The sequence below is a fragment of the Micromonospora sp. PLK6-60 genome (assembly GCF_019890675.1).
Taxonomy (GTDB): Bacteria; Actinomycetota; Actinomycetes; order Mycobacteriales; family Micromonosporaceae; genus Micromonospora.
The window spans coordinates 42,190-58,635 of record NZ_JAIOAA010000014.1; the positions used below are offsets into that span (position 1 = coordinate 42,190).

Annotated in this window: 13 protein-coding genes and 1 pseudogene; 3 read left to right on the forward strand and 11 right to left on the reverse strand. The window is 72.0% G+C overall.

Annotation, left to right across the window (positions count from 1 at the left end):
• Positions 1-78: 78 nt before the first annotated feature.
• The 3 genes from K7640_RS22760 to K7640_RS22770 all read right to left on the reverse strand — a co-directional run bounded on the left by K7640_RS22760 (position 79) and on the right by K7640_RS22770 (position 4,502).
• Positions 79-1,521 (reverse strand): hypothetical protein, encoded by a 1,443-nt coding sequence (locus tag K7640_RS22760; protein WP_374198112.1) that lies wholly within the window; start codon positions 1,519-1,521, stop codon positions 79-81.
• A 97-nt stretch (positions 1,522-1,618) separates the two neighbouring features.
• Positions 1,619-3,382: a thiamine pyrophosphate-binding protein gene (locus tag K7640_RS22765; RefSeq protein WP_222956922.1), complete on the reverse strand. Its 1,764-nt coding sequence runs from the start codon at positions 3,380-3,382 to the stop codon at positions 1,619-1,621.
• Positions 3,375-4,502, reverse strand: a complete 1,128-nt coding sequence (locus K7640_RS22770) for a Vms1/Ankzf1 family peptidyl-tRNA hydrolase (RefSeq protein ID WP_222956923.1) — start codon at positions 4,500-4,502, stop codon at positions 3,375-3,377. Before K7640_RS22770 ends, K7640_RS22765 begins: the two co-directional genes overlap by 8 nt.
• A gap of 153 nt (positions 4,503-4,655) precedes the next feature.
• Here K7640_RS22770 and K7640_RS22775 point away from each other — a divergent pair, with 153 nt between their 5' ends.
• Positions 4,656-5,198 (forward strand): hypothetical protein, encoded by a 543-nt coding sequence (locus K7640_RS22775; protein ID WP_222956924.1) that lies wholly within the window; start codon positions 4,656-4,658, stop codon positions 5,196-5,198.
• Between the two features lie 206 nt (positions 5,199-5,404).
• On the opposite strand, the gene K7640_RS22780 is transcribed toward K7640_RS22775, so the two are convergent.
• Entirely contained in the window at positions 5,405-5,743 is a 339-nt protein-coding gene (locus K7640_RS22780) for a DUF3817 domain-containing protein (RefSeq protein ID WP_222956925.1), read from the reverse strand.
• A gap of 183 nt (positions 5,744-5,926) precedes the next feature.
• Between K7640_RS22780 and K7640_RS22785 the strand changes: the two genes are divergently transcribed.
• The gene (locus K7640_RS22785; protein ID WP_222956926.1) at positions 5,927-7,405 is read left to right on the forward strand and encodes a glutamate-cysteine ligase family protein; all 1,479 of its coding nucleotides are present in this window, start codon (positions 5,927-5,929) and stop codon (positions 7,403-7,405) included.
• 1,140 nt (positions 7,406-8,545) lie between these two features.
• Here the strand turns inward: K7640_RS22785 and K7640_RS22790 are convergent.
• From K7640_RS22790 to K7640_RS22810, 5 genes are all read right to left on the reverse strand, one after another.
• Complete coding sequence (locus tag K7640_RS22790) at positions 8,546-9,154, reverse strand: DUF6518 family protein (RefSeq protein ID WP_255609777.1); 609 nt, start codon at positions 9,152-9,154, stop codon at positions 8,546-8,548.
• 114 nt (positions 9,155-9,268) lie between these two features.
• Positions 9,269-9,916: a maleylpyruvate isomerase family mycothiol-dependent enzyme gene (locus K7640_RS22795; RefSeq protein WP_222956928.1), complete on the reverse strand. Its 648-nt coding sequence runs from the start codon at positions 9,914-9,916 to the stop codon at positions 9,269-9,271.
• A gap of 166 nt (positions 9,917-10,082) precedes the next feature.
• Positions 10,083-11,141 carry a helix-turn-helix domain-containing protein gene (locus K7640_RS22800; RefSeq protein ID WP_255609790.1) on the reverse strand — a complete coding sequence of 353 codons (1,059 nt, stop codon included), beginning with the start codon at positions 11,139-11,141 and terminating at the stop codon, positions 10,083-10,085.
• 62 nt (positions 11,142-11,203) lie between these two features.
• Positions 11,204-11,365: a hypothetical protein gene (locus tag K7640_RS22805; protein ID WP_222956930.1), complete on the reverse strand. Its 162-nt coding sequence runs from the start codon at positions 11,363-11,365 to the stop codon at positions 11,204-11,206.
• A gap of 123 nt (positions 11,366-11,488) precedes the next feature.
• Complete coding sequence (locus K7640_RS22810; protein WP_222956931.1) at positions 11,489-12,673, reverse strand: helix-turn-helix domain-containing protein; 1,185 nt, start codon at positions 12,671-12,673, stop codon at positions 11,489-11,491.
• 171 nt (positions 12,674-12,844) lie between these two features.
• On the opposite strand from K7640_RS22810, the pseudogene K7640_RS22815 reads away from it, so the two are divergent.
• Positions 12,845-13,030, forward strand: a pseudogene (locus tag K7640_RS22815) (IS5/IS1182 family transposase); the annotation flags it as partial.
• A gap of 11 nt (positions 13,031-13,041) precedes the next feature.
• Here the strand turns inward: K7640_RS22815 and K7640_RS30640 are convergent.
• Both K7640_RS30640 and K7640_RS22825 read right to left on the reverse strand, forming a co-directional pair.
• A complete protein-coding gene (locus tag K7640_RS30640) occupies positions 13,042-15,459 on the reverse strand; it encodes an SAV_2336 N-terminal domain-related protein (RefSeq protein ID WP_308042636.1) in 2,418 nt (805 codons plus the stop codon).
• Positions 15,460-15,461: 2 nt separating this feature from the next.
• The gene (locus K7640_RS22825) at positions 15,462-16,439 is read right to left on the reverse strand and encodes a MoxR family ATPase (protein ID WP_308042637.1); all 978 of its coding nucleotides are present in this window, start codon (positions 16,437-16,439) and stop codon (positions 15,462-15,464) included.
• Positions 16,440-16,446: the final 7 nt, after the last annotated feature.

Consider the following 16,446-nt stretch of genomic DNA (forward strand, 5'->3'; position numbering starts at 1 on the left):
TCACGCGACCCCGGGTTCGCGAGGATGTTTCGGCTGTACCGGGCCGAGCCGGTCGGCCGAGCCGGCCGGTCTGGCGGTTCAGCGCACCAGCAGGCCGTGCGCGTCCCCGGCGTCCCGCAACGCCCGCAACGCGTCGGCCACCGGCAGCGGCGGCGGCACCGGCAGGTCGTACGGCTGGTTGCGCAGCACCTCGGTGGCCCGGCTGGTGGGCACGGAGGCCACCGGGTAGCCGCGGGCCGAACCCCGGTCCAGGGCGCGGCGCCGGCGGCCGAACGCGGCCACCGCCAGCCACTGCGGCAGCCCGGCCAGGGCCGGCGAGCGGACCCCGGGCGGTTCCGGGAGTACGTCCACCGAGCTGAACGGCTCGCTGCCGGCGAGCCACCACTCCACCCCCTCCACCCGTCGCCGGGTCGCGTTCTCGCACCAGTACGGCACCAGCCCCGCCCGCACCACCTGCCACGGGTCGAGCAGCCGGCCGCACTCCACCACCAACCGGTCGCCGGTCTTGCCGCTGCGGCGCAGCCAGCCGCGGTACAGGTCGGCGGTGGCCGCGCTGAGCGCCTCCGGCTGCGGGACCAGCACCCGGTGCAACGGGTGGCCGCGCCGGCCGGCCCAGACCGCCACGCTGTCGGCGAACCCGCCGTCGACGCCCGCCTCGGCGGGCTCCCGGGGCGCGCTGACCTCCGGCGGCGCCCAGTGGGCACGGGCCCCGCCGGCGGCCCGGAGCACCTGGCGCAGGGCGCGCGAGTCGGGGTGGAAGTCGACCGGCTCCAGCCCGCTGGCCGGCGAACCGACCTGGAAGCTGTGCCCGGCCCCCTCGTCGCGTACCGGCCAGGTGCGGGCGTCGCGCAGCAGCAGCACCGCCGCCCCCGGGTGCAGCCGGTCGGCGAGGAACCGCCGGTACGCCGCCGGCAGCGTCCGCCAGCGCACCGCCAGCGACACGGTGGCCCCGGCGAGCGACCCCCGGCTGGCCGGGCAGTGCACCTGGCGTACGTGCACGTCCGGGTTGCCGGCCAGCAGGCGGGCGGCGAGGGCGGCGCCGTGGTCCAGGGCGGCCGCCGGCCGGTCCACCGCCCCGCCGGTCCAGTGCACCGTCATCTCGAACGAGGCGGGCAGCCAGGGCATGTCCAGCGCCACGGCCAGGTGGGCGGCGGCGCCGTGCGGCGAGCCGATCAGCACCCCCGGGTAGCGACGCCGCGGGTACTGCCCGACCAGCCAGTCGGCGACCCGGGCGGCGTCCACCTCCGCCGCCTGTGCGGGGGTGAGCGCGACCCGGGTGACGGCCCGGGCGGCGGCGGCCCGGCGTACCGGGTCGGGCGCGCCCGGGAAGCGGGAGACCGCCCCGGGGGCGCCCAGGTCGGCGCAGTCCGCGCCGCGCAGGGCCCGGGCCGCCGCGGCCACCAGGATCCGCGCGGTGCTGCCCACGGCGACCACCCGGTCGCCGGCCAGCCCGGCGCCCGCCGCCACCACGTCCCGGTGCGTCTCGGGCACCGGGCCCACCCTGCCTCGTTCGCTCACCACGCGGCCCGGCTTCCCGCCCCGAACGGGTCTAAACGGGCATCTGCCGTCGGTCGGGATCATTCGCTGCGCGGCGGCGGATGCCCGCCGACCGGGGACGTCAGCGGATGTCCTCCGCCTCCACGGCCATCGCGGTCTCCAGCACCCGGTCGCGGACCCGGCGCGCGGCGTCACCGGCGGCGAAGACGCCGCGCAGGTCCGCGAAGGCCGGTTCCGGCGGGGCCAGCGGCACCCGGGCGTCCACCACCGCCTCCAGCACGCTGGGCCGGTCGGCGGCGAGCACCTCGTCCCACGCCGCCCCGACCAGGTCCGGCCGGTCCACCCGGACGCCGTGCAGGCCGAGCAGCCGGGCCCAGCCCGCGTACGGGACGTCGGGCCGGCGGTCGGCCGTGCTGGTGGGGAACGTCCGGCCGCCGCCCACCCCGGACTGGTCGCGGTTGTTGAGCACCAGCACCACCAGCCGCGGGTCGGCCCACTCCGGCCAGTGGTGGGCCACCGTGATCAGTTCCGCCAGCCCGTTGAGCTGCATCGCCCCGTCCCCGACCAGCGCGAGCACCGGCTGGTCCGGGCGGGCCAGCTTGGCCGCCACCGCGTACGGCAGGGCGCAGCCGGTCGAGCCGAGCGTGCCGCAGAGCTGCGCGTTGACCCCCGGCGGCAGCGCCAGGTGACGGGCGTACCAGTAGAGCACCGAGCCGACGTCCACGGCGACCGCGCCGGTGCGCGGCGCCCGGGCCGACAGTTCGCGCAGCACCAGTTGCGGGTTCACCGGCTCGGCGGGCGCGGCGGCCCGCTCTTCGGCCTCCGCGTGCCACCGGTCCACCGCCGCCTCGACGGTGGCCCGCCACTGCGGGCTGCGCCGTTCCGACACCCGGTTCAGCAGCGCCCGCAGCGTTTCGGCGGCGTCGCCGACCAGTGCCACGTCGACCGGGTAGTGGCTGCCGATCCGCCGCCCGTCGATGTCGATCTGCACCGTCCGGGTCTGGCCCGGCATCGGCAGGTACTCCGTCCACGGCTCGGTGGTGCCCACCATCAGCAGGGTGTCGCAGCCCCCCATCAGCTGGGCGCTGGCCGCGGTGCCGACCTCGCCGAGCACCCCGGTGTGGAACGGCAGCCGCTCGTCGAGCACCGGCTTGCCGAGCAGCGAGGTGGCCACCCCGGCGCCCAGCCGGTCGGCCAACGCGACGATCTCCGCGCCCGCGTCCCGCCCGCCCTGGCCGACCAGGATCGCCAGCCGGCGGCCGGTGTCGAGCAGCGCGGCGGCGGCGTCCAGGTCGGCGTCGTGCGGCAGCACCCGGGCCAGCGGGGCGCCCGGGGTGGCGGTCACCAGGCGCCCGTGCTGCGGGTACCGGTCGGCGACCGGCGCGACCTGCAACGCGCGGGGCAGCACCACGCAGGTCGGGCTGCGGGTCGCCGCGGCGGTCTGGAACGCCTGGTCGAGCAGCGGCGCGACCTGTTCCGGCGACCGCCCGTAGCGGACGAACTGGTTGCACACGTCGCCGAAGAGCCGGCTCAGCCCGATCTCCTGGTGCGCGTTGCCGAGCGGCCCGGTCACGTCCTCGCCGACGATCGCCACCACCGGCTTGCTGTCCAGCTTGGCGTCGTACAGGCCGTTGAGCAGGTGCACCGCGCTGGGGCCCTGGGTGGCCAGGCAGACGCCGATGCCGCCGGTGAACTTGGCGTGCCCGGCGGCCATGAAGGCGGCGGTCTCCTCGTGCCGGGCCGGCACGAACGCCGGGTCGCCGCCGGCGTGGTCCAGCGCGTCGACGAGCGGGGCGATCGCCGCACCGGGGCAGCCGAACGCGCGGGGCACCCCCCAGGCGCGCAGCCGTTCCACCACCAGGTCGACGACGGTCCGCTCAGCCATGGACGAACCGCCCGGGGGTGCCGACGTCGACGTAGCGCAGCACGGCGCCCACCCCGTCGGTGAGGTCCGGGGCCTCGTCCGGGCCCAGCACGGCCAGCTCGGCGTGCGTGCCGACCAGCGCCCGGACCAGGGCGGCGTCGGCGCGGACCTGCTGCCGTTCGGTGGCCGAGGTGCCGACCAGCCGGCGCGGGTCGGTGGCGATGTCGGTCGGCTCCGGGCCGATCCACAGCCGGCCGTCCGCGGACGGGTCGTCGACCAGCAGCATGGTGTCGACCTGGTTGCGGCGCAGGGCGTCGACCACCGCGTCGAGTCCGGCGCCGACGTCCTCCTGCATGCCGAAGCGGTCCAGCGCCTCGGTGATCCGCTGCTCGGCGACCTCGGCGATGGTCTGCACGGTCAGGTCGTCCATGGCCTCCGGATCGGCGCCCCCGGTACGCGAGCCGGCGTCGGTGCGGACCACCACGTCCTGCCACCGCTCGGGCAGTTGGGCGGCGACCATGCCGGTGGCCCGGATGTCGCCGGCCAGCACCACCACGTCGGCGCCGACCCGCTCGGCCAGCTCGGCGGTGGCCGCCGCCACGTCGCCGGCGTTGTGGTGCCACGCCTCCATCGCCGCCCGCTGGTAGCGGGACTGGGACCAGCCGCCGGGTTTGACCTGGTGCAGCTGGTGGCTCTCCCGCCCCTTGACGTGGGCCCGACGCGGGACGCCGCCGGCGCTGACCGCCACCGCGTCCGCGCCGGTGCGGTCGGCCAGCACCCGCACCCAGGAGACCTGTTCGCCGCGCTGGGCGAGCAGGGGCATGACGTGCGGCAGCGGGGAGACCGCGGCCAGGTCGCGCAGCGGCGGGGCGGAGAGGTACTCGGAGAGCACCAGCCGGCCGTGGCTGGCGAAGGCGGCCAGGCCGTAGTCGCCGGGCATCGGGTCGTGGCCGCGTACCACCCGGTCCAGCGCGGCGATGGTCGGCTCGTCGGCGCCCTGGTCGGCGAGTTGCCCGCTGAGGGCCCGCCAGCGCAGGTCCAGCGCCGGGCGCGCGTCCTGGGTGTCCCGGGAGGCGTCCAGGTAGACCGAGCACCACGGCCCGGGACGGTCGTAGAGCGGGCGCAGGAAGGACAGCTGCATGCTCGACCCCTTTCCGGCTCGGCCCCCCGCATACCCGCGCCGCTGCGCTTGTCACCTGGCGGGCCCGCGCCCCGTGACCACGATTCATTCACGTCGTTCAACCCGCGGAGCCGATACCATCTGTGAACGGAACGGGACTCTCGGTGGTGACCGATGGATACTGACCTGCAATACCCGCGTGTGGTCCGCCCCACGGAACGGATCATCACCGCCCGGGTGGTCCGCCTGCTCGACGGCTACCCCCGCGAGGTGCGGGTGGGACAACCGGTGCTGGTGGCGGTGCTGACCGCCGCCGGGCTGGCGGGGCTGCTGCTCCGGCTGGTGCGGGCGGTGCTGTCCAGCGGCGGTGGCGCGGCCCGGCGCAGCTTCAAGGACCTGAAGAAGGGGCCGGAGTTCCTGGTCACCCCGGTGCGCCTGCGCGACGGCGCGGGCCGGCTCTGCGAGGTGGAGCTGCACGGCCACCTGCCGCAGAGCGCCCTGCACCCGGCGGACCACGTGCAGATCACCCTGCGCCCGCAGCGGGACGCCGACCTGCCGCCGCGGATCGAACGGATCGTCAACCTGACCACCGGGCAGTTGCTCACCCCGCGGGTGCCCACCCTCTGGTCGCACCTGGGCCCGCCGCTGCTGCTCCAGGCCGTCTTCGGCGCGCTGCTGATCGCCGCGCTGGCCGGCTGGTCGATGCTGACCGGCTGATCATCGCCGCGTTACGGCTGCGGGTGCGTGTTGGCAAGCGGGCGATCCGGCGGGTCCGGGCCACGGGAAGGCGGGGCGGACCGGCGGTGGTCTGCGATTGAGCGTGATACCTCAGAGTCATCAAAATTACTCTGAGGTATCACGCTCGATCTGGTCGGTCGGTCCGGCGGCCGGGGCCGGCCCGGCGGCCGACGCAAGCCCGGTGGTCAGCCGACCGGGGTGGGCGTGCGCGGCTGCACGGGAGTCGGACGCAGCAGGCCGCGGCGCCGGGCCCAGCGCTCGAACAACAGGGTGGCGAACGGCGGCACGGCACAGGCCAGGGCGACCGCGGTCACCGGCAGGCTCCACCGGTGCAGCCGGGCCACCGCCAGCACCAGGACGCCGTACGCCACGAAGAGCCCGCCGTGGATCGGGCCGAAGATCTGCACCCCGGTCTCGTCGGCCGGCGGCCCGTACTTGACCGCCATCCCCACCAGCAGGGCTAGCCAGGAGCACGCCTCGGCGATCGCGGCGACGACGAACAGCCGGGTGATCTTCTCGCGCATGCCGCCCATGCTAGCCAGCCTCGCCGGGCCGGCCGCGGCGCAGGCGGCGACGCGACCGCCGTCACGGTCACCACGCCGGGTAGGTGCGACGCGACGGCGGGTGGGTAAAGAGGTATTCGGGTCTATCCCCCGCCCGCCGAGCCATGCGAGGTTAGGGGGACCAACGGTGACAGGGTGGTGACCATGGGCGAGGACGTCGGCGTACGCACCTTCAGTCGGGAGGATCGGGCCCGCTACCGCGAGAAGGTCCGCCGCTGCCTCGACGTCTTCGCCGAGATGCTGCGCGAGTCCCGGTTCGACGTGCAGCGGCCGATGACCGGCCTGGAGATCGAGCTGAACTTGGTCGACGACGACTCGATGCCGGCGATGCGCAACGCCGACGTGCTGGCCGCGATTGCCGACCCGGCCTTCCAGACCGAGCTGGGCCAGTTCAACGTCGAGATCAACGTGGCGCCCCGCCGGCTGGCCGGCACCGGCACCGCTGAGTTCGAGCAGCACGTCCGGGCCAGCCTCAACGCCGCCGAGGAGAAGGCCCGCACGGTCGGCGCGCACATGGTGATGATCGGCATCCTGCCCACCCTCCGGCCGGAGCACCTGACCGCCGAGACGCTGTCGGCGAACCCGCGCTACGCCCTGCTCAACGAGCAGATCTTCGCCGCCCGTGGCGAGGACCTGCGGATCGCGATCAGTGGGGTGGAGCGACTCGGCACCACCGCGGACACCATCACCCCGGAGGCGGCCTGCACCAGCACCCAGTTCCACCTGCAGGTCAGCCCGGACCAGTTCGCCGACTACTGGAACGCCGCCCAGGCCATCGCCGGCATCCAGGTGGCGTTGGGGGCGAACTCACCGCTGTTCTTCGGCCGGGAGCTGTGGCGCGAGACCCGGGTGCCGCTGTTCGAGCAGGCCACCGACACCAGGTCCGAGGAGATCAAGGCCCAGGGGGTACGCCCGCGGGTGTGGTTCGGGGAACGCTGGATCACCAGCGTGTTCGACCTGTTCGAGGAGAACGTCCGCTACTTCCCCGCCCTGCTGCCGGTCTGCGACCCGGAGGACCCGGCCACCGCCCTCGCCGAGGGCGGGGTGCCGAAGCTCGCCGAGCTGCGGCTGCACAATGGCACCGTCTACCGGTGGAACCGGCCCGTCTACGACGTGTTGAAGGGCCGCCCGCACCTGCGGGTGGAGAACCGGGTGCTGCCCGCCGGGCCGACCGTGTTGGACACCGTCGCCAACGGCGCGTTCTACTTCGGACTGGTCCGGGCGCTGGCCGAATCCGACCGGCCACTGTGGTCGCAGATGTCGTTCAGCGCGGCCGAGGAAAACTTCCACAGCTGCGCCCGGCACGGCATCGACGCCCAGGTGTACTGGCCGGGGCTGGGCTACCTGCCGGCCACCGAGCTGGTGCTGCGCCGGCTGCTGCCGCTGGCATACCAGGGGCTGGACCGGGCGGGCCTGGACCCGGGTGAGCGGGACCGGCTGCTCGGCATCATCGAGCAGCGCTGCCTGACCGGGCGCAACGGCGCGACCTGGCAGGTGGCGACGCTGCACCGGCTGGAGTCGGCCGACCACCTGGACCGGCCGGAGGCGCTGCGCCAGGTGGTCCGCCACTACGTGGAGCTGATGCACAGCAACCGCCCCGTGCACGAGTGGCCGATCCCCTGACCGATCAGCCCGCGGCGCCCCAGGGCGACGGGGCCTCGTGAACGGTGCCGGCCGGGGGCACCGGTGGATCGGAGGTGCGACATGCCCGAACCCTAGAGCGACATTTTGGAGCCGCCGCTCCCGGCAGCCGGTTGCCGACCTGCCGCCGCCGCGGTGCTACCGGCGCCAGGGGTGTCCTCACCGCAGGCTACGAACTTGATGTCGTAAACGAATCACGCGGCCAGTCGAGACCGGGACCTATCCTCCCAAAAGCGCTCGTCCATGCCCTCACGTGATTCGTCTACGTCATCAAGTTCGTAGGCTGCGGATCGACCACCTTCCCGGGGGAGCCTCCGGGCGCGGCACGGACGCACGGCAAGGCACGGACGCACGGCAAGGCACGGACGCACGGCAAGGCACGGACGCACGGCAAAGGCACGAACGCACGGCACGGACGCACGGCACGAACGCACGGAACGGCACGGCACGAACGCACGGAACGGCACGGCACGGACGCACGGCGCGCCACGGACGGCGCGGCAGGCGTGGGCCGGCGCACAAGCCTCCGCCGGCCGACGGGCCGTCGGCCGGCGGAGGTGGGGCGCGGCGGCCCGGGAAGCCGCCGCGCAGCGACCGTCGGTCAGCCGGTGCCGCAGGAGACCGAGGGCCAGGTCCAGTTGCCATTGTGTGGGATCGTCATGGTCCAGTCGTGCGAGCCGAGAGGGTGGCGGTGCACCCACCGCCGCCGCCACCGCCCCCGCCGGCACCACGACCGCCGCCCCCGCCACCACCGCCGGAGCCGCCGATCGTGATGTGCGAGCTACCACTGCTCTGGTAGCCCTCGGCCGCCATGGCCATCCAGTTGTGAATGCCCGGGTCGTCCCCGTCGCGGTAGCGACCCGGATCGACAGGAGTCGAGATCTGTCGATGCCGAAAATTATGCGACCGCCGTATCGGAGCGTCAATGACTCTCGGAAATGTTTCGGAAACATGCTGGCGTGGCGGTAGCGGGATCTGACGCGGCGATCGCCGCGCCCAGCAGCAGTTTCCGCAGCGCTCGCCGCGCACGTCCGCCGGCCCGCCCCAGGAATCCGCCGAACACACCGACTTCGGCGGCCGTGAGTTCCGGAAGGATTCCGGAGCGATGGACCGCAGGCCGAGTCAGCCGCCGAGGGCGGCGAACGTCACCGCACCGAGGCCGGCCAGCGGCACCGCCACGGCCGCGGCGAGCAGTCGCACCCGCGCGGACCCGCCCACCAGCACCACCAGCAGCACCGCGAGCCCGAGGTCGATGACCACGTTCCACCACGCCCCCGGATAGCCGGACCGCGCCTTGCCGACGAAGCGGAGCGCCTCCTCGACGAACACGGCCGCCGGCAGCGCGACACCCACGACCCGCCGCCAGCCGGCGGACCGGGCCCAGGTGCCGGCGACGCCGAACACCACGCCGGCGAGTACGCCGAACGCCATCCAGAGCAGCGCGGTGGGCGCCCCGATGACGGCGAGGTCGTCCCCCTGGAGCAGCGCCGCCGCCAGGTAGTAACTGGGTACCGCGACGACGAGCAGCGCGCTTGCCGCCACCGCCGCCCGCACCGCCCCCGCGCGGATCCACCAGCCGAGCGCGAACGCCGCGACCGCCCACGTCGCGGTGGAGTTGCCCAGCTCGGCGAACGGGTACGGCACCCACTTGATCCAGACGAAGTCGAGGAACCCGAGCAGGAAGCCGGCGACCGGCACGAGGAAAACCAGGACGCGACGAGAGGGTGACATGCCGACGAGCATACTCAGTATGCTCGTCCCGCGATCATGGCGTGGTGGCGCCTCGAAAGCCACGAATGCCCCGTCGACCACCACGACTCCATGATCGACGTGGACGGGCCTCGATCAGGCGGACGCGCAGCGTTTGCGCAGCTCCGGCACCCCGGGCCCGGTGAGGTCGTCGCAGTAGGCACCGCGGCCGGCCAACGCCATGGTCAGCGCCACGGTGGGACCGGCGACCAGCGGCCCCTCCCCGGCGGCGAAGGGGCCGTCGGTCGCCTCGAACCGCAGCCCCGCGCCGGTGGTACGGCTGGTCACGGCGAAATTCCGCCGGACGAAGAAGCCGGCGACGGGCGTGACGACCTCGACCGGGGGCGTGCGAGCGATCCCCAGCGGACGCCGGATGTCCTGGGCGTGCACCACCACCTCGCCGAGCCAGGCCACGGTCGGGCCGAGGGGCGCGGTTCTACTGTCGATCACCCGCCGGAACCGGGCGAGGGTCTCCGCCGGGGTGGCGCCCCGGTACTCGACGAGCCGCCGGGCGTTGTGCCTGTCGAAGTCGAACCCGGCGCCCGCCACACTGACCATCCAGCGCAGCGGCCCGATGCTCGTCCCCGCTGTCATGTGCGCGACGACCTCCTCCACCGTCCACCGCCCACACAGCGACTGCTGCGCCCACTGTGCCGGGTCGAGGGTGGCCAGTTCGTCGGCGAGCGCGGCGCGCTCGGCGTGTGCGGCGGCCCACAGGGCCGCAGATGGCGGGGTGGCGGGCATTCGGACCTCCGGCGGCGGGGGCGACCAGCGACGCTTGTCGTGATCTCGGATAGTAACCCGATCACCACCCGCCGGGGCCGACCGGTCAGCCATCGACGGCCGCGAACTCCACAGCGCTCCCGCCGACACCTGCCGGCGATCGTCGCGGCGCATGCTCGCCCGCCGCTCACCGGGTCAGGCCGACAAGCGTCGCCAGCCGCGCCACGCCGGCCGGCGCCGGGCGCCCCCGGGCGATCTCCGCGATCACGGTACGCGCCACCGGCCGTAACCGGACCTCGGCGGGCGCGACGCCGTCCGCCTCGACCACCGCCCGGCCGGCCGCGCGCAGGTCACCCACCGCCAGGTACGCCCGCGCGGCGTCGAGCAGGTAGGCGGCCCGGAACTCGGCCGGCAGCCGCCGCCACGCCTCCCGCCGGAGCACCCGCTCGTGCCGCTGCACCGCCGCCCCCGCGTCGCCCGACCCGATCGCCGCCACCACCCGGGCCAGCTCGACGGCGACCGGCCCGAATCCCGGACACAGTGGATCGTCCCCGCGCCGTGCCGCCAGCTCGGCGGCCCGGTCCAGCAGGTCGTCGGCGTGCCGGCGCTCGCCACAGCCGGCGGCGGCGAGCGCGGCCTGGAGCAGCAGCGGGCCGTGCGGCGTACCCGTCGAGGTGGTGGTGGGGACGGCGGTGACCGTCACGGCCAGCGCCAGCCGGTCGCGGCCCAGCGCGCGCAGCGCCTCGCCCACCGACGCGGCGGCCGGCGCCGCCAGCAGCGGATCGCCGCCCGCCCCGGCCATCGCCCGGTCGGCGGCCAACCAGCCCAGGTCGGCCTCCCCCAGCTTGACCAGCACCGCCGAGGCGACCCGGTACGCCGGCACCAGCAGCTCCGGTGCCGCCCCGGCCAGCCCCCGCGCGGCGTCGAGCAACCCCGGCAGCAGGCGCACCGTCTGCGCGTAGTGGGCGTGCTGGTAGGTCAGCCAGGCGTGCGTCACCTGCCGGCGCAACTCCCCCGGCGACAGCGCGGTGCGGCCGGCGTCGTAGCTGGCGAGCGCCGCGCGGACCGCGTCCACTCCGGCCGGCGGGCCCACGGACGGCGGGGCGGGCGCGCCGAGCAGCACCGACGGGTCGACCCGCAGCACCTCGGCAATCTCCTGGATCACCGAGTACCGGTCCAGCCCCCGCACGCCCCGCTCCACCTTGTCCACCCAGCTCTTCGACCTGCCGAGCCGGTCGGCCAGCATCTGCTGGGTCAGCCGGCGGCGTACCCGCCACCGGGCCACCCGCCGGCCGATCGGCTCACCGGTCACCGCCGCCACCGCCGGTCCGGCACCGCCCGGGTGGTGTCCTCGGCGGGTATCCGGTCCGCCTCGGCCTGGGCGAGGAGTCGCTGCTTGGCGGCCTCCCGCTCGGCGGCCTCGACCTGCTCTCCTATGCTCTCCGACGCTGCGTCGCCCTGACCGCTCATACCGCCTCCACTGGCGACACGGCAGTGCAGAAACTGATCACCACCGCGCCCGGTTCGAAGGGAGGCACGCGCCTCCCAAATTCGGACACTAGGAGGCTGGGGTTGTGGGTTGATTACTGTTGGTTATACCGCCAGCGTGATGCCCATCCGGCTAGCGAGAACACGCAGATCATCAGGGATTGCTCGGCGTCTCGCCCGCTGCGCAAGCGCCACCACCGCATCCCTGGCGAGCGGGTTCAGCGTGAAGGGCACCGGCGCCGCCCGTTCAGCCTGCACGAAGGCGGCCACTGCGGCGGCGTCCCGGCGACCCCCGTCCGCCAACGCCCGGCCGAGGTCGAGCCAGTACGACTGCTGGCGATTCGTCGCCACGAGGACCTGTGGCCGCACCTTTCGGGAAAGCTCGATGACCTTCCCGGATTCGCCCTGCTCGGCCGCGATCGACATCTCCCAGAGCCCGACGTTGGTCGGCCCGAAGCCGCAGCCGTTGAACCCTGCCCCGTCCGGTGGATCCCCGAGACTCGCCGCCTCGCGGGTCGCCTCGGTGAGATGGTCGCGAGCGACGTCCATGCGACCACTCACCGTCGAGGTCAGCGCGGCCGAGAGATGAAGCTGCCCGAGCATCTGCCGCATTCGTTGATCCCCGGCATCGGCCTGGAGTTCAGCCAACGACCGGTCGGCGGATCTGGCTGCGAGTGGCGCGGATTCGATCGGCAGACTCTGCGCGAACGCGAACCGGCTGGCGCCGATCCACGCCCGGTCCTCGATGTCCTCGGCGGCCAGCACCGCAACCCGCGCAGCGCTGAGCGCGAGATGCCGGAACCCAAGATGCCGCAGGCATGTCGATGCTTGGTACGCAACCTGGGCGAGGACTTGACCACCCACGGCGGCAGCATCGACGAGGAGGTCCGGCAACATACGAGCCATCGCCGGGTAGTTGCAGCTCATGCGTAGACGGTCGCTGCGGGCGATATCCGCAGTGAGCTCATCCCCTGAGCGACTCGGCGGCCGCCGCTCACCCTCTTCGATCTCGATCAACGCCGACCAGATCGCGGGTACCGACTGCGCGGCACTGTCGCGGGCCGGATCGCCAGGCTCGGTGCCCTGCCCAAGCAGATCGGCCACCGTGATCTGCAGGGCGGCGGCGATGGCGACAAGGGTGGAGCGGCGGTCGATGGTCTTTCGGCCCGACTCAACCTGCGAGATGTAGGACTGACTGATGCCGGCAAGGCCAGCCAGGACCGCCTGAGTCATCCCACCACGGCGCATCCGCCAGTAGCGGACCCTTGCGCCGATCGTGTCCGGCTTCAACGTGGCTCTACACTCCAGTCAGCGGCCTGGAAGGCGGTGAGAAGTTCCCAGCGCGCTCCCAATTGGACGCTACACCCCGCTGCCGAGTTGACGCACTTCTCCACCGCCTTACGCGAGCTCCGCGACGAACTGACGGCCGACCCGGCGGTCGAGACCTCAAGGGGCGACTGGCGGCACCAGTTCCGGCGTGTCCGGGCCGCCCACGCGAAGATCCGCGCCCGCGGAGAACGAGCAACCGCCACGCTCAAGACCTCGAAGCTCCTGGTCAAGCTGCGCTGCTGCCCACGCCGAGCCACCGCGATCATCCAAGCGATCCTCGCCCTGCATCACATCGGAACCAACGGCTACGCAGGATGAAAATGGCTCGATCAGTCGTTGCCACTTGGGTAGTTCGTCCGGGCTGGTTGGCGATTGAAGTCATCCCACAGGAGAGCAAGGCCACGGCCGATATGGTGGCCGGTGCCCACGGCCCAGGATTCTTGCCGAAACCTCGCAACGCTCTCGGGAAGGCTTATTAGCCCGGAAGTAGCCTGCACGTCGTCAATCATGGCACGAATGGCTTCCCGCACCTCATCGAGTCTTGCGCTGTCCCCTCGATACCAGAAGATTGCCGGCAAGCCCGCTCTCAACCCAGCTAGTAATTGCTGTCCGCCGATGCTGCCCGGCGTCGGAGGTTCGCTGAGCACCAACACCACCGCATCGGGTGACAACGACAACGACGCTTCCATCTGGGCTACGCTCTCCGATGCCGTCGCATGGTAGAGCCGGTGCACTCCGCGTGGTTGGAGCAGGCGCTGCCATCGACGCCCCCATTGCCGATGCCAGTGGGGTGCCCGGATGCGCTCGAGGCTCCGCACCACGATGGGGAAACTCCATACCAACGGGGTGGGCATCCGTGAATCGATCCCTGTTCGCCAGGTATCGACGGGCTCGTTGAGCAGACGAAAGGGTAGAATGAATTCGATGGCCACCGACTCGGGATGGTCTGACCACCGTCGCTGCATCTCCGCGACTATCTGGTTGACGGTCGATTCCAGTTCCGCATAGCTGACATAACGGTCGTCGCCCCGAACCGACTGCCAGTTCGGTGAAGCCCATTGGTACCAGTGCGAGACGATAAACGTGTCGTCAGCTCCGCCGTATTCCTCGAACTGCATGACCAGATAAGAAGTTCCGACAAGACGTGGGGTGCTCGGCGAGGTCTGTCCGGCCCGCCCCCACTGCTCGGCGCCGATGTGAGGCGGGTCCCGATCTGGCATGTCCACCGCTGTGGGCTGTCGGTGTCGGACACTCACCGCGACGTGTGGAGCGTGTACTCCGAGGCGATCGACAAGGGGTTGGCACACGCGGGAGAACTCGATGCGAAGCGCGTGGTCGACCTCCGTGTTACCGGCGTGCCGCTCCGCCATGTAGGTACCCACCTCGGAGACAGCCTCGGCGATCTCGTGGTGGCGCAGCGTCGACTGCAATACGGGCCGTAGCCCCAGCGGCAGATCGTAAACGACGTCGGTGCCGATCTCGCCTGTCGGCTCAAAGATTCCGGACATGTGCAGTTCGGCGATCTCGGCCGGGCCGGTCTGCGGCAGGAGCCGGTCCTGTATATGCCGCATGACGGGAATCGTCAGTGGGGCGGTGGCGGCGAGGAGGCTCGCGAGTCGGAATGTGTCGGGAGCGACCGAGGTGCGCAGCACGAATGCATGCTCGGCCGGACTCGACGGGGCGGGTATCAGCTCTGGGGTGGCCGTGTGGGCGGTCCTTTCCCTGCCGACGATGGCGACTGCGGCGTCCAGCCCGCGGTTCGAGGTCCCGGCAGTGAAATGGGCCCAGGGGCGCAGCCATTGCCGATCCAGTTCTAAAACGGGGATCGCGATCGCCCTGGACACGTCTCGGAGGACGCCGTCACGGCGCATCTGGGTGCGCGTCGTGGCATTGCTGGCTCCTCGGTGGGGTGCGGTGAGACGACCGTCGAATGTATCGAGCCACGTGTGACGCCACAGCCGTTCCGGAAGCAGTTCGATCAGTACGACGGCGGCCTGCTCGCCCCAGTCGGCCAAGGCAGTGGCTGCCGCACCAGTTTGCCAATTGGGACCGAGGCCGTCCGTGATCATGAGTATGAGTTGCTGTCGTCCAGCCCTCAACAGCGACGCGGACGGACGCATCCGGTCGGTCGGATCCGTGGTTCGAGCCAGCATCGACATGCCGTCGACGTTGTGTAGATGCGCGACGGAAATGTTTCGAAAGGCACCAAGATAACGACAAGTGTCAATGAAAGCGTCGATGGTGTCGTGCCACAGCGCGGCGAATGGACTCTGATCGATAACGATGGTGAGATCCAGCCAGCGATCGGGGACGGGCCGCATCACGGGCAGCCACAACCGTCTCTCGGCGATCTGGGCTACGGTGGCGGCCTCGTCAAGTTCGAATCGCTGCTGCGACACTGCGCGACGCTTTAACGGTCGCAGCGAGCGCAAGATTTGCAGCGGTCTGTGCAGGCCGGAAGTGCGACCTGTCTTGCTCGCTCCCTGTGTAGCGGCGAACTGGCCCGCGCTCGGAGACCGGGCGGGTCGGCTCGGCCATCGGGGCTGCTGCGGAGTGCGCGGGACCGATACTCGAGGTTGCGACGGCGGCTGCCCGTCGTGATCCGGGGGCTGCACCCGCGAGGGTGCGGGGTGCCCGCTCGGCAGGTGGGCGGCCAGCCAGAGACAATCTGCGATCTCGACTGCCGTGGCGGAGCCGGTCAGGTCCGCCAGGATTCGCTGGATGAGGGTGACGTCGACGGTCGCCACGGTCAGAGATCCGGATCGCCCAGGCGATGCAGAACCGACTGAGCGAGTTGCTCGCGGTTGAGAACACCGTTGACCTGGAGGCTCGCGGCCATGTACACCGCGTTCAAAAGTTGGTCGGTCGACAGATCGGCGACTTCCCGTCGGCTCAGGAACATGGTGATCAGATCTTCACTCTCTTGGGCGAGTGCCGATCCAAGATGGGCGGCGACGATCCTGTTCAGCCTCTCGTGCGAGGGCGGCGATAGTTCCAGTCGAAGGCAGCGGCGCAGGAATGCTGGCGGAAAGTCGCGCTCACCGTTGCTGGTCATGATCACGATCGGAAAGGCCAGACATGAGACCTGTCCATCTCGGACAGTTGCCACCGTGGCCCCGTCGGCCGTGCCCACCGCAACCTCGGCGAGTTCCTCAAGGCGGACCAGTTCCGGGATTTCAAAACGACCCTCCTCGAAAATCTCCAGCAGGTCATTGGGAAGGTCGATGTCACTCTTGTCCAGCTCGTCGACCAACAGCACCCGGGGTCGCCGGGTGGGCAGCAGCGCCGTGCCGAGCGGGCCGAGACGCAGATAGCGTCCGATGTTGCCCGCGCCCTCCAGTTGTGCGCCCTCCAGTCGACCCACCGCGTCATAGTGATACAGAGCTGCCGCGAGCGTGCTACGACTGGTAACAGGCCACCGAAGAACCGGTCCGAGCTTGAGTTCGTGGGCAACGGCGTAGGCCAACGCGGTCTTCCCTGATCCTGGCATTCCCGTCACCAGCAACGGGCGCCGCAGATAGAGAGCGGTGTTGACCATCTCCACCGTCGACCTATCGGCGATGTAACGGTCAGCCCGCGACGCGGCAGGTCCCTGGATAGTGCCGGCAAGGTCAGGCTCGTAGAACGGCGACCTGGCCTCGAACGTTCGCCACGGCGGCGGCGGAGGCAGCGACTGGATGCCGTCGTGTGGTGCGCCAGAGCCTCGATATACGTGCCACTCGTCCACTGCGAGT